Genomic DNA, 13133 nt, shown 5'->3' on the forward strand with positions numbered 1-13133 from the left:
ATTATTGGTCCTCTTTCATTATATTTTCGCGTGGCGTTTCAAAACCACTGGCTAGAGCGCGACACAGAGAAATGCGAAATTCCATGAGATTACGACGTGCGAGAATTAAGTCACGTTCAAGCGATTGCCACTCTATTTGAGCACTTAGGACTGATAAAAATTCATTCGCACCATTTAAAAACCCAAGCAGCACTTGGTCATAAGATTCTTCTGCAAGGGCTAATCGTTCTTCTAAATTTTGAATGCGTTCTTGTTGTTTTTTCTCTTGAATAAGGGCGTCTTCCACTTCTTGAAAAGCCAGTAAAACTGTTTGTGCATAAGTCGCCACGAGTTCACTGCGTAAAGCTTCTCTATTGGATATTTCGGCACGTCGCTGACCGCCATCAAATAAGGGTGCTGTAATCCCGCTTACAAGCGTAGTGATCCAATTTGAAAAAAGAGCCCCTGCTGTTGCTGCTTCTGAAATATAGGAGGCTGATAAGGTAATCTGGGGGTATTGGTTATGGATGGCAGCAGCTAAATCTTTATCTGCCACTTGAATCTCCAGATAGGCTTGTTCCACATCAGGACGACGTTTTATAAGGGAGGAAGAGATACCAATGCTTTCTATATTCGCAAGTGTTGGTAATACTTCACTAACCGTATAAGCAGCGTTTTGAGGCATTTCCCCACGCAGAACAGCCAATTGATGGTTCAGCGTTTTAATATCGGTCTCAATATTGATTTTTTCTGCAATAACAGCCTTGTTTAAAAGTTCTTGGCGCAAGACATCTTCGCGTCGGTTTTGCCCTGTCTCAAAGCGTGCTGTTAAAATTTCCAGCGTTTTATCATTTGTCTGTATTTGTTTTTCTAGAAGCTTATTTTGATTATGTGCCTCTACAATTTGACTCCACACAGTTGCGATATTGGCAGACAATGACAATGCCGCGGTACGATATGATTTTTCATTTGCCAAGGCACGCAGGTCTTCCGCTGCGGATTCTGCACGGATACGCCCCCAAAGGTCGACTTCATAAGAGGCTGAACCACCGAAGGTAAATTGATTAGTTCTTTGTCCACTATCAATTTTATGGGATGTGCCACCATCAATATTTAAGCTTGGGTATAGGCCGGAAGAAGCTTTGCTAGCTAAAGCTTGTGCAGCATTAAACCGTTCCCATGCAGCGGTTAAAGTGAAGTTCTGATTTAAAGCCGTTTCTATATGCGCATTCAGGTTTTCATCCTGAAAAGCATGCCACCATAAGTCTGGTAATACCTCTATGCCGTTTTGTAGCTCAACTTCACTTATTTCGTTTTCCCACGGTAATTTATAGCCTTTATATGTAGCGCAACCTGATAAAAGCGTGATGATTATAGTATAGGAAAATACGTTTTTTATCATCTTGATATATAGTGATGAGTTATTTTTCACGGCTTTAAGCTCTTGTCTTTATTTAAAAATAAAATGGATATGCGAAACATGTTGTCTTCTGTTGTATCAATATCCATGGACCAATTGAGGCGTTCACAAATACGTTCAACAATTTTTAAACCGATACCAATTTGATCGTTATTCGTCGTCGCTACTGTCTCGTTGGAAATTTCAATCTTATGACTGTCACCAGAGATATAAATTGTGTTTCCGGTCCTATGTTGTAGGGCATTACGGATAAGGTTATGGATCACGACACTCAAATATTCTATTGGCGCGGTGACAGCTGCTTGATCATCAATATTGATCTTGATTGAAACGTTATCGCTAGCTTTCAAGAAGCGATTTTTTTCAAATGCTTCGTGACATATTGGTACTAAGGCACAAGGCTTTTGGTTATCAAAATTACATTCTTCACGACCTAAAAGAAGGAAGGATTCTATGAGCTGAGCCATATCTTTATTTGAGCGTTCAATACGGCCTAATGTTGTTTTTATTTTGGAATAATCTTTTGTCTGCAAGAGTTCTTCAATGACTTCTAATGCGGCCTGACTATTGGCAACCGGGGTGCGTAATTCATGACTGGCATCACGGGTAAAGGCCTTTTCCCGCTCAATAAACTCGTTTATTCTATTAAGGAAGTGATCAATACGATGAGCAAGAAAGCCGACTTCATCTTGATAAAATGTGTTTTTGTTTAAATTACTTTTTTGCCCTGTTGCTTGCAGGTCAACTTCTTTAGTCAATCGCTTTAAGGGCGAAACAACACGCCGTGATAAAAATATACCAGCGACAACGGCACATCCCATTATGAGCAGAATGCTTACGCTAAATAGTGTCAGTGTTTTTTGTACTGAATTCGTTGAGTAACGATTGAAATCAGAGACATCTACAAAGTAATAGAGATGCTCCTTATCTAAGGGTGCTTTTAAAATATGATAGGATTCATTTTCAGATCCAAGTTCATAATTTTCATAACCTTCTTCAGATATAAAAGGGACTGGACCTTCAAGATCAATCTCGTTGAGGGATGCTGCTGCTGCAATTTCTTTTCGAGCAAAAGGTGCGGTCATCTGTGAGGCAAGATGTGCTAATGCTTGCTTCTCAGTTCCAATGAGAAGTTTTTCGTTTGAATTTTTTAAATGACTATCAAAGGCATCTTTATTCTCATGATATAGTGATATCAATTGAGTCATATGTTGATTTAGATGCCAGATGAATAATTCATCATCGTTGATTTTTAAGCTGAATGTTAAAACATACCCAAACAATAAATTGGTTATTAGTGCTAAAACACAGCACATTAAAACAATTCTGAAACGTAAGCTTTGTAGTATATGCATGGGTTAAGACATCCTATATCCACGCCCTTTGATTGTTTGAATGAGTGGCTCTTGATAGGGCTTATCAATTAACTGTCTTAATTTATAAATATGGGTGCGCAAGGAATCGCTATCTGGCAGGTCATCTCCCCAAACGAGATATTCAAGCTTCTGTCGTGAAACAAGTTTTGGAGAACGCTGCATTAACGCTATCAACAGTTGATACATGTTAGATGATAGGATGATTTCATTATTTTGACGATGGACTTCACCCGTTTGTGTATTCACAGTCAGGTCTTTAATTTGTAACAGACGGCTAGTGCAAATAGCCCGTTTATGAATGGCTTCTATCCGTGCATATAATTCGCGCAGCTCGAAGGGTTTTACCATATAATCATCGGCACCAACGGCAAATCCTGCCATTTTATCATCGACAGTATCGCGTGCCGTTAGAAATAAAACAGGGGTTTGTTTCGCGCATTTTTCTCTTAAGTGATGGCATAGTTCTAAACCGTCCATCATAGGCATGGAAACATCGAAAATACAGATATCATATTCACTGTTTGTCGCGAACTCTAATCCTGCTTTGCCATTAAATGCGCAATCACATGTACATCCTTTTAACGTTAAGTAATCATTAATACTCTCCGCTAAATCCATGTTATCTTCGACTAATAAGACCTGCAAATTTAACACTCCAAACCTATAAATATAACTTCGTTGTAAAATATCTAATGTGAACTCAACGTGAAATTTTAGGTGAATATCGGACTCATAGTCTAAATAAAAATCGTTTTATGTTTACGCTTGTTTCTTGAGAAACGTTCTAACTCAATTTGAGCTTGCAATATTAACGCAACAATCATTAAACGCTAAGTTGCACTCCGGCACCGCTGTTTTTCAACCTTGGATACTTTTAAATTAATATCTAGCCGTGTCGCAATTCTCATCACTCAAAACTCATAAAATAAGAATTGTTAAAGAATCCCTTGTCTGAGTTATTCATTCTCTAGACAATAACTTTCGGTTGGTTGATTAGGGTCACAGAGTAAGCCACCCCATTGGAAAGCTTGTTGGTTGGATACTTCAATAAGGAACCAAGGATATCCATTCATCATGTTATTGGTTTTCTCAATAATGACGATGTTTTGTTTGCCAAAGATTGATCCAACTTGTGCGCTATCCATGCTTGGTGCTGCGCGCAATTTACCGCCCCAAGAATATGCCTGAGCATATCCTGTATCTGATCCTAGTCCAACTTGTGTGCTATTTATACTTGGTGCTTCAGGCAATTTACCACCCCAAGAAATTGCTTGGGCGTATCCCGCATTGAAGAGGGATATACGTTGCTTAATTTTCTCTTTGATACAGTCATATCCATATTCACATTCATTTCGCGATGAAAGCCAATTGATTTGATTGGACTTAAGTTTGTCTGGATCCACAAATGGTTTTGATAATTCCACCTGATATAACTTATTCAGTTTTCGGTCTAAGGCAGATAACTCATAACTACCACAAATAACTTTTTCAGCTATCAAATTGGTATTATCACATGTAAAGCTTGGCTCGTTTGATGCATATGAATCTGTTGAGTATAGTAAAACACTCAGTAGCAATATCACTACTTTTTTCATATCTAGCGCTTTCCTTTATTTGGATTTCTCTATGGTCGATTGACACTAAGTGTAACGATATTCCCTACTTTTTATATTAACGGGGTTTCCGCATAGGGAACAGGTGCGTTGATACTTTTAATTCCAAGGTGGCTTTTTAGGGTTATTTATTTGTTTCACAGTCATTTGGATATGGGAAATGGTTTATTTGAGTTTTGATCAAGTTGACCATGATATAGGGGGGGAACATGTCTGATATTGAAGTAATTCTGGCTGCATCTTCACTAATGTTTACTGCCGCAGGTGTAATACTGGCTGCAGTTACCATATTTATTGGTGTTTTAGCGTTCATTAGGTGGAAGCATATGAAAAATGTGGCTGCGGAATCTGCTGTATACAGAATTAACTTTTAGGCTGCCTGAAGTCTGCTAGATGCTCAGGCTTTGATTAAGTTTTAATTGGGGGAAGTTGCATTGCTATTGGGATATCTATATTCATTCTATTCAAGATCGTCGGAGCGATGGAGCATTGGTTGATTATGTTTGAACTTTGTGGAATAGGGTTACGTGCAACGTGATATAGCGGGACATATTGGACAATATCGGCAGTACCGCCATGCGAGCCTTTTTCATCCATCCCATGATCAGCAGTGACAAATATCTCATAGTCTTTCCTTATCCAATTCGGAATATAGGTTGCCAGAAGTTGGTCTGCTTTGGAGGCTTGATGGAAATATTGATCTGATGTGCCTCCGAACACGTGGCCTTTATAGTCACAACCCATAGGGTGAATAAGCATATAGTCTGGATGATGTCGTCTGATCAATAGTTCTGCATCGGCAAAGAGTTCTGAATCCGGATAATCATCTTTCTCATAAAAGCGGCCATGTTGGATATTTAAGCTTTCGTCATCTGTTTCCCGATCTTCAACAGAATCATAGGGAGACTTATTGTAAAGTTCAGATATCCAGCTATACGCGGCTGCAGCTGTGGTTTTTTCATTCGCACGACAAATGGAAAATAAATGGTCGCATGTGCTAAGACGTACAATATCATTGGTTAGCACCCCATGTTCAATAGGTGTCATGCCTGTATGTAGTGTTTCATACAAAGGACGAGAATTGCTTGGTAGGGCCGTTTTTACCTTCCATTTAGACGCTTTACCTACCTGGACCATGCCTTCCATATAGCCCATTTCCTGTGTGGCTGCGTCATAGCCTAGCCCGTCCAGTATCACCAAGATCATTTTTGTATTTGCCATTTTGCTTTCCATTCAACAAAGAGGAATTATTACTCCCTCTCTCTCATACATGTTTTTAGCGTTAAGGAAATTTAAACTTTTGTTACGATATCCACAGTAAATGTGATTTTGTGTTGTTTTAGGAGATTTATTTTTATCTCTGTATATAGCTATATGCATTGGGATATATTGCGTGTTTGTAGAAATACTAATCAGTTAAATTGTGTGGTTTTAAATTTTTATGACCGATTTTGTGGGGTAAAAAACTGAATTTGTAAGAAAAAAGTAACATTAACCCTGTACCCATTTAGGTCATATTCGTAATTTCTTAATGGACAGGAACCATGTTTCTAAAACGTACTCTACTTTCTGCCGCAGCTTTGGTGGCACTTTCTTCATCCGCATATGCGGCATGTCCGACCCCAACCGTGTCTGACATGAAGGGTTTGCAATCTGTATATCCTCAACAATTTGAATTAGCTGAGTTTGAAAAGGCAGTAAGCTGTGATCTGGCAATTTCCGAAAATCCGGCGATTAACGATTTAAACGCACGTATCACAGGCAATGGTAAGCTTGCTGTTGTTGCAGACCGTATCCCTGCCGAAGCATTGGTTGTTGCCCCATATGACCAAATTGGGTCTTACGGTGGTACATTAACTGGCCTGTCCAAAGGTACAGAATCTGGTACGTCCGATTTACTTTCTGTTCGTCACGTAAATTTTGTGCGTTACGCAGATGATTTACAAACCGTTGTTCCAAATATTGCCCAAGCTTGGGAATGGAATGAAGATTACACTGTTTTGACATTTGATCTTCGTAAGGGGCACAAATGGTCCGATGGTGAAGCTTTCACATCTGAAGACGTTGCTTTCTGGATGAATGATATAATTTTGAATCCAGATGTTTATGAAAAGACACCTGATCGTTGGTTATTTGCTGGCAAGCCTGTAAAAGTTGAAGCCGTAACACCTGAAATCGTGAAATTCACATTCCCTGTGCCAACACCAGGTATCTTGAATCGTTTCGCAGTTGATTTCGGCCAACCGTTCCAGCCAAAGCATTTCCTTGGCCAATTCATGCCAAAATATAACAAAGATGCTGATAAACTTGCACAAAGCTATGGTTTTAAAAATGGAGCCGAAGCTGTTGATTTCTATTATGGCGGTTCTGACTGGAAAGACGTTCCATCCCCATTGTTGAAAGATGCAGATAAAGCAGCAAAAATCGGTCGTGCAGTAGTTCCAACTTTGGAAAGCTTCATCGTTGTTGAAGAAAATGCAGAAGGTCGTAAACTTGTTGCCAACCCGTATTTCCACATGGTCGATACAAAAGGTCAGCAACTTCCATATCTCAACGAAATTGTTGAGACATATGTTTCTGATAAAGAAGTTCAAAACCTTAAAATCATGAATGGTGAAGTTGTGTGGAAGCAGCAAGCTGTATTCTTAGAAGACTTCCCATTATTGAAAGAAAACGAAGGTAAAGGCGGCTATAACATCCAGTTCGCCCCAACATTCGGCGAAAATGTTTTCTATTCCTTTAACCGTACACACCAAGATCCAGTTCTTCGTGAAATCTTTAACGACATTCGTTTTAACCGCGCTATGTCTGTTGCCATCAATCGTGATGAAATCAACGAAATTGTATATTTGGGTCAAGGTAAACCAATGCAAGGTGTGCCAGCGGAAGTGAAAACAGTTTCTTTCGTAACAGATGATCACTTGAACAAAGATATCCAGTTCGATCCGGCAATGGCGAAAAAGCTTCTTGCTGAGATGGGGCTGAAAGACAGCGATGGTGATGGCACATTAGAACGCCCAGACGGCAAGCCATTGGTGGTTCGTTTGGTTTATTCCTCTCAAGGTTCCCCTGTTAAAATGCAAGAATTGGTTCGTGATTACTGGACGGCCGTTGGTGTTCGCATCGATCTGAAAGAAGTAACATCTGACGAATATCGTGCATCTGGTAACAATAACGATCTTGATCTGACAGTATGGAAATATGACGGTAATGCCGGTCCAACAATTTCCCAAGATACAACAGTCTTCGTCCCTCCATTCGGTGATTTCTTTAACCCAGGTACAGGTTTCGCTTGGGCAGCATGGAAGAAAAGCGACGGCGCAGAAGGTATCGAACCACCTGCAGATATCAAGAAACTTTGGGATTTATCCGAAAAGTTCATCCAAGTTGAATTCGGCACAGATGCTTCTAACAAATTGGGGCAAGAAATCACAGATATCCACGTAGACAATATGTTGAAGATCGGCACTGTTGGCGACATTGTGGCACCTTTCTTATACCGCAACGATTTGCAGAATGTGAAGCCTATTAAAGCGAAGACATATGATTTCTATTGGACATATCCATACCGTCCACAACAATGGTTCTTGTCTCAATAAACTTGCGCAGACAGATGACCAAGGAAACCCGGAGCGCGCAAAGATGCGCTCCGGGTTTCCATTTAAAAAATAATTGAATGATCCGCATCAAGCGCGGGCAAATAATGATCTAGGTTCATCAGGGGTTTAAAGCATGATACGCTTCACCTTAAAACGATTGGTGGGTATGGTTGTGACCATGGCACTGGTCTCTGTGATGGTATTCATCATCATGGAAATTCCACCGGGCGACTATGCCGACCGTTATGCTTTTCGTAAATATTCAGGCACGGGTGTGAATGTCACCGAAGCTGATATTCAAGCCATTCGTGTCGATCTTGGCCTCGATAAACCAATGATCTTACGTTACTTTGACTGGATTGGCGGTATTGTCTTATATGGTGACTTCGGGCAGGCCTTTGCCTTTGAAACATCCGTGACCAAAGTGATTGGTGATAAAGTCTGGTTAACTTTAGGTATTTTATTTTCTACCCTTTTCTTAACCTATGCCATTTCCATTCCAGTGGGGATTTATGCAGCTGTGCGTCGTGCTTCTATGGCGGATTATACGCTGACCATCTTCTCCTATCTTGGTCTCGCCTTACCAAATTTCTTACTAGCTCTGATCTTACTTTATTTTGCCAATAAGTTTTTTGGCGCTGATATCGGCGGCCTTTTCTCCGCTGAATATACAGATGCGCCTTGGTCCTTTGGCAAATTCTGGGACTTGTTAAAACATTTTTGGCTACCTGCCTTTGTTTTAGCTTGGTCTGCCGTTGCCTATCAAATTCAGACCGTGCGTGCGACCATGTCAGATGAATTAAACAAGCTTTCCGTGACTGCTGCCCGCGCACGTGGTGTGCCGGAAACCAAACTGTTGATCAAATATCCAGCCCGCCTCGCCATCAATCCGATCGTTTCTACCATCGGCTTTGACGTGAATCGTATTTTTTCTGAATTGCCGATTGTGGCCATTGTACTGGGCCTGACTGAATTAGGTGAGTTGTTGTTAAAAGCTTATTTGGATCTGGATATGTATGTGGCAGGGGCCATTCTGTTACTTTTAACCTTTATGATCGTATTTATGAATTTCGTGTCAGATCTGTTGCTCGCGGTACTCGATCCGCGCATTAAGTTGGAGTCCTAGTCATGGAAGAAATCAAAGGCTCTTTGGAAGACGGCTTTCCAACCCGCGAAGAATTAAAAGAGCAGGCCCGTCTGCAAAAATATTATTCTGCCTCTCAATGGACATTAATCTGGTGGCGATTCCGTCGTCATAAGGCTGCGATGGTGGCTGGTGTGATCCTGATTATTATGTTTGTCGCAGGCATGTTTGCAGAATTCGTAGCCCCTTATTCCCCTGTTACCCGCGATACGGCCTATATTGACGGTGCCCCGCAAATACCATCTTTCTGCGATCATAATGGATGTAGCCTAACCCCGTTCATTCATGGAGTTACCACCAAACGTAACCCAATTACCTTGCGTGCGGAACCTGTACCTGATCCAGAAAAGCGTATTTATCTATCCCTTTTTAAACGTGGCGAAGAAATCACCATTCTTGGCCTGTTCAAAACAGATGTGCATCTGGTGGCCTTAGATGATCCAGAAGCAAAGATCCATTTCTGGGGTACAGATGATTTAGGACGAGATGTGTTTTCCCGAACTATCTATGCCACACGCACTTCCCTTTCCATTGGTGTATTGGGGGTAATGATTTCCTTCGTACTTGCCCTGGTGATTGGTGGTATTGCTGGTTATGCAGGCGGACGTACAGATGATGTGATCCAACGTGTCACAGAAGTCATTCGTGTTGTGCCGATCATCCCGCTTTATATGGGCTTGGCAGCGGCCATGCCGAAAGAATGGTCCACGACAGAAGTCTATTTTGCCATGACCTTGATTCTAGGCTTATTCGGATGGCCGACCTTAGCAAGGCGTATCCGCTCCCAATTACTATCCATCCGAAATGAGGATTATGTAGTTGCTGCCCGTTTGGCTGGTGCACGTCCGGGGCGCATTATTGCCCAACATATGTTGCCAAGTTTCAGCAGCTTTATCATCGTGGATCTGGTGATCAGTTTCCCATATATGATCTTGTCTGAAACCGCGCTTTCCTTCGTTGGTTTAGGGCTTCGTCCACCAACCGTCAGCTGGGGGGTGCTACTGCAACAAGCTCAATCGGTTCGCGTTATTGAACAAACCCCTTGGTTATTCATTCCGGCCCTGTTTGTGATCGTTGCCGTGCTTGCCTTTACCGTGATTGGGGATGGTTTACGTGACGCAGCTGATCCATATTCAGATGCGAAATAAGAAGGGATGAGATTATGACAATGTTAGATGTGAAAAATCTGTCCATTTCCTTCAAGACAGATGAGGGCGAAATCACACCAGTCCAAGGCGTAAGCTTTAGTGTGGAAGCTGGCAAGACATTAGGCCTTGTTGGTGAATCCGGTTCGGGGAAATCCGTTTCAACCAAAGCCTTAATGCGTTTATTACCGGGTAATTCAGACCTTTCACCGGAAACCAGCATTAAATATAAAAACAAAAATGGTGATGTGATTGATGTCGAAAAGCTTTCCTATAAAGCGAAAACCTTACGTCAGCTACGTGGTGGTGAGATCGGGATGATCTTCCAAGAACCAATGGCAAGTTTCTCCCCAGTTTACACTATTGGTAATCAAATGATCGAAGCCATTCGTCTTCATAAGAAGATGAGTAAAAGAGAAGCTCGCCAATATGCCATTGAGATGCTGGCAAAGGTTGGTATTTCAAGCCCAGAATCCCGTATCGATCAATATCCACATGAAATTTCCGGCGGCATGCGTCAACGGTGCATGATTGCCTTAACTCTGTCTGCAGGGCCTGCCTTGTTAATCGCGGATGAACCGACAACTGCTCTTGATGTAACCATTCAAGCGCAAGTGTTGGAATTGATGCGAGATTTACAAAAAGACCTTGGTATGGGTATGATTTTTATCACTCATGATCTTGGCGTAATTTCTCATATCGCGGATGAAGTGGCAGTGATGTATTTGGGCACAATTGTGGAACGTGGCCCAACGTCGGATATCATCCATGATCCGAAACATCCATATACCCGAGGTTTGATTGAGGCGATCCCAAGCCTTGATACTTTGCATCATCGTCTATCCCCTGTACCGGGAGATATTCCAAGTCCGAATGAACGCCCGAAAGGTTGCCCATTCCACACAAGATGCACACAAAAGATTGAGGGCAAATGTGATGTAGATGCCCCGCTTGAAGCCCGTGTTAGTCCTGAACGGCTGGTGCGTTGCTGGTTGCATGAGGAAGGATAAAAAGATGAAAAAAGATAATGTTCTTATCGAAGTGAAAAATCTTGATGTCCGTTTCCCCATCAAGAAAAAGAAAAACTTCTTTCAAAACGAAATTTTAGAACTTCGTGCCGTTGATGATGTCAGCTTTAACATTAATCGTGGAGAAACTGTTGGCCTTGTTGGTGAATCCGGTTCCGGAAAAACCACAGTAGGCCGCGCCATTTTACGCGCCATTGATCCAACTAGTGGCGATGTAATCTTCCATGCCAAGAAACGTAATGTGGATGTGGCTGAATTGGAAGGGGAAGACCTACGAAAATTCCGAAAGAAAATGGGTATGGTCTTTGCTGAAAGTTCAAACAATATCGCCACAATGGGTCTCAATACATTACGTACCTATCGCCCAAGGATGAGCCTTGTTTTCCAAGACCCTTATTCCTCGCTTAACCCACGGATGACCGTGCGGGACATCATTGCTGAACCTTTGGTGGCTTCTGGTATGATGAATGATCGCGAAAAGATTGATAAACGTGTTAGAAAGGTTGCCAAACAATGTAAGTTAAACTTGGAACATTTACGCCGTTTTCCCCATGCTTTTTCTGGTGGTCAACGTCAACGTATTTGTATTGCCCGTGCGCTTGTGACTAAGCCGGATTTTGTGGTTTGTGATGAAAGTGTTTCCGCCTTGGATGTTTCTATTCAGGCAGAAATTGTGAACTTACTGAAAGATATTCAGGACGAGATGGGCGTGGCATTCCTATTCATCGCCCATGACCTGTCAGTAGTTGCGCAGATGAGCCACCGTGTCGCCGTGATGTATGTGGGGAAATTTGTGGAATATGCAAAGACGGAATCCCTTTTCTTTAAACCACGTCATCCATATACCCATGCCTTGTTAACAGCGATTCCACAAATCGATCCGGATAAGGCTTTTGATCCAATCAAGCTGGAAGGGGAAATTCCAAATCCGCTGTCCGCCCCATCCGGTTGCCGTTTCCATACGCGTTGTCCCTATGCTGTTGAGTTATGCCGTCAAAAAGAACCTGAATGGCAAGAAGTAGATAAGGATCATTTCGTCGCTTGCCATCGAACGAATGAGTTTGATTTTCAAAGGTAAAGTATAGATTGGCTCTATTGATTTTTAATTGACGCTATTTATTCTCTAAACAATAGCTTGCGGCTGGTTGATTAGGATCACAGAGTAAGCCACCCCATTGGAAGGCTTGTTGGTTGGATGCTTCAATAAAGAACCAAGGATATCCATTCATCACGTGGTTGGTTTTCTCAATAATGACAATGTTTTGTTTCCCAAAGATTGATCCAACTTGTATGCTATCCATGCTTGGTGCAGCGCGTAGTTTACCACCCCAGGAATATGCTTGAACGTGCTTCGTATCCAATATGGATATCCGCTGTTTAATTTTTCCTCTGATACAATCATATCCATACTCACATTTATTTCTCAATGAAAGCCAATCGATCTGATCCGATTGGAGTTTGTTCTGGTCCACATATGGCTTTGATAACTCTGCTTGATATAACTCATTTAGTTTTCGATCTAAGGCAGATAATTCACGACTACCACAGATAACTTTTTCTGTTACCAAATCAGCAGTATCACAAGCAAAGCTAGGTTCATTCGATGCATATGAATTGGTTGTGTATAACAAAAAGCTCAGAAACAACATCGCTGTTTTTTTCATATGTGGCGCTTTCCTTTATTTGGACTTCTCTATGGTCGATTGACACTAAGTGTAACGATATTCCCTACTTTTTATATTAAAGGGGTTTCTGCATAGGGAACAGATGCGCTGATACTTTTAATTCCAAGGTAGTTTTTGGTGAATGAATCATAAAGCGCGAATTCC

12 protein-coding genes are annotated in these 13133 nt (G+C 41.6%); 6 read left to right on the forward strand and 6 right to left on the reverse strand.

The genetic code is table 11. From position 1 onward, the window contains the following. Position 1: 1 nt before the first annotated feature. From ACOQOA_RS11505 to ACOQOA_RS11520, 4 genes are all read right to left on the reverse strand, one after another. A complete protein-coding gene (locus ACOQOA_RS11505; protein ID WP_420548773.1) occupies positions 2-1411 on the reverse strand; it encodes an efflux transporter outer membrane subunit in 1410 nt (469 codons plus the stop codon). Continuing rightward, on the reverse strand, positions 1408-2754 hold the full coding sequence (locus ACOQOA_RS11510) for a sensor histidine kinase (RefSeq protein WP_420548774.1): 1347 nt from the start codon (positions 2752-2754) through the stop codon (positions 1408-1410). Before ACOQOA_RS11510 ends, ACOQOA_RS11505 begins: the two co-directional genes overlap by 4 nt. Before the next feature lie 3 nt (positions 2755-2757). Then, complete coding sequence (locus tag ACOQOA_RS11515) at positions 2758-3420, reverse strand: response regulator transcription factor (RefSeq protein ID WP_420548775.1); 663 nt, start codon at positions 3418-3420, stop codon at positions 2758-2760. A gap of 311 nt (positions 3421-3731) precedes the next feature. Continuing rightward, positions 3732-4370, reverse strand: a complete 639-nt coding sequence (locus ACOQOA_RS11520; RefSeq protein ID WP_420548776.1) for a lysozyme inhibitor LprI family protein — start codon at positions 4368-4370, stop codon at positions 3732-3734. A 227-nt stretch (positions 4371-4597) separates the two neighbouring features. Here ACOQOA_RS11520 and ACOQOA_RS11525 point away from each other — a divergent pair, with 227 nt between their 5' ends. Further along, positions 4598-4762, forward strand: a complete 165-nt coding sequence (locus tag ACOQOA_RS11525) for a hypothetical protein (RefSeq protein ID WP_420548777.1) — start codon at positions 4598-4600, stop codon at positions 4760-4762. Positions 4763-4796: 34 nt separating this feature from the next. On the opposite strand, the gene ACOQOA_RS11530 is transcribed toward ACOQOA_RS11525, so the two are convergent. Beyond that, a complete protein-coding gene (locus tag ACOQOA_RS11530; RefSeq protein ID WP_420548778.1) occupies positions 4797-5609 on the reverse strand; it encodes an alkaline phosphatase family protein in 813 nt (270 codons plus the stop codon). Positions 5610-5932: 323 nt separating this feature from the next. On the opposite strand from ACOQOA_RS11530, the gene ACOQOA_RS11535 reads away from it, so the two are divergent. The 5 genes from ACOQOA_RS11535 (at position 5933) to ACOQOA_RS11555 (ending at position 12382) form a co-directional block, all read left to right on the forward strand. Further along, entirely contained in the window at positions 5933-7987 is a 2055-nt protein-coding gene (locus ACOQOA_RS11535) for an ABC transporter substrate-binding protein (protein WP_420548779.1), read from the forward strand. 133 nt (positions 7988-8120) lie between these two features. Further along, a complete protein-coding gene (locus ACOQOA_RS11540; protein WP_420548780.1) occupies positions 8121-9113 on the forward strand; it encodes an ABC transporter permease in 993 nt (330 codons plus the stop codon). Between the two features lie 2 nt (positions 9114-9115). Next, on the forward strand, positions 9116-10279 hold the full coding sequence (locus ACOQOA_RS11545; RefSeq protein ID WP_420548781.1) for an ABC transporter permease: 1164 nt from the start codon (positions 9116-9118) through the stop codon (positions 10277-10279). Positions 10280-10293: 14 nt separating this feature from the next. Further along, positions 10294-11286: an ABC transporter ATP-binding protein gene (locus ACOQOA_RS11550; protein WP_420548782.1), complete on the forward strand. Its 993-nt coding sequence runs from the start codon at positions 10294-10296 to the stop codon at positions 11284-11286. Positions 11287-11290: 4 nt separating this feature from the next. After that, positions 11291-12382, forward strand: a complete 1092-nt coding sequence (locus ACOQOA_RS11555) for an ABC transporter ATP-binding protein (RefSeq protein WP_420548783.1) — start codon at positions 11291-11293, stop codon at positions 12380-12382. Positions 12383-12416: 34 nt separating this feature from the next. Here ACOQOA_RS11555 and ACOQOA_RS11560 read toward each other — a convergent pair whose 3' ends face one another. Beyond that, positions 12417-12968 carry a lysozyme inhibitor LprI family protein gene (locus ACOQOA_RS11560; protein WP_420548784.1) on the reverse strand — a complete coding sequence of 184 codons (552 nt, stop codon included), beginning with the start codon at positions 12966-12968 and terminating at the stop codon, positions 12417-12419. Between the last annotated feature and the right edge of the window lie 165 nt (positions 12969-13133).

This window comes from Curvivirga sp. (assembly GCF_965219885.1).
GTDB lineage: Bacteria > Pseudomonadota > Alphaproteobacteria > UBA8366 > Aestuariispiraceae > Curvivirga.

What these genes read in the sequence shown, in the direction of transcription:
- ACOQOA_RS11535 (WP_420548779.1), top strand. Translation starts at nt 5,933, where the DNA reads ATGTTTCTAAAACGTACTCTACTTTCTGCCGCAGCTTTGGTGGCACTT.
- ACOQOA_RS11540 (WP_420548780.1), top strand. Translation starts at nt 8,121, where the DNA reads ATGATACGCTTCACCTTAAAACGATTGGTGGGTATGGTTGTGACCATG.
- ACOQOA_RS11550 (WP_420548782.1), top strand. Translation starts at nt 10,294, where the DNA reads ATGACAATGTTAGATGTGAAAAATCTGTCCATTTCCTTCAAGACAGAT.
- ACOQOA_RS11510 (WP_420548774.1), bottom strand. Translation starts at nt 2,754, where the DNA reads ATGCATATACTACAAAGCTTACGTTTCAGAATTGTTTTAATGTGCTGT.
- ACOQOA_RS11560 (WP_420548784.1), bottom strand. Translation starts at nt 12,968, where the DNA reads ATGAAAAAAACAGCGATGTTGTTTCTGAGCTTTTTGTTATACACAACC.
- ACOQOA_RS11555 (WP_420548783.1), top strand. Translation starts at nt 11,291, where the DNA reads ATGAAAAAAGATAATGTTCTTATCGAAGTGAAAAATCTTGATGTCCGT.
- ACOQOA_RS11520 (WP_420548776.1), bottom strand. Translation starts at nt 4,370, where the DNA reads ATGAAAAAAGTAGTGATATTGCTACTGAGTGTTTTACTATACTCAACA.
- ACOQOA_RS11530 (WP_420548778.1), bottom strand. Translation starts at nt 5,609, where the DNA reads ATGGCAAATACAAAAATGATCTTGGTGATACTGGACGGGCTAGGCTAT.
- ACOQOA_RS11525 (WP_420548777.1), top strand. Translation starts at nt 4,598, where the DNA reads ATGTCTGATATTGAAGTAATTCTGGCTGCATCTTCACTAATGTTTACT.
- ACOQOA_RS11545 (WP_420548781.1), top strand. Translation starts at nt 9,116, where the DNA reads ATGGAAGAAATCAAAGGCTCTTTGGAAGACGGCTTTCCAACCCGCGAA.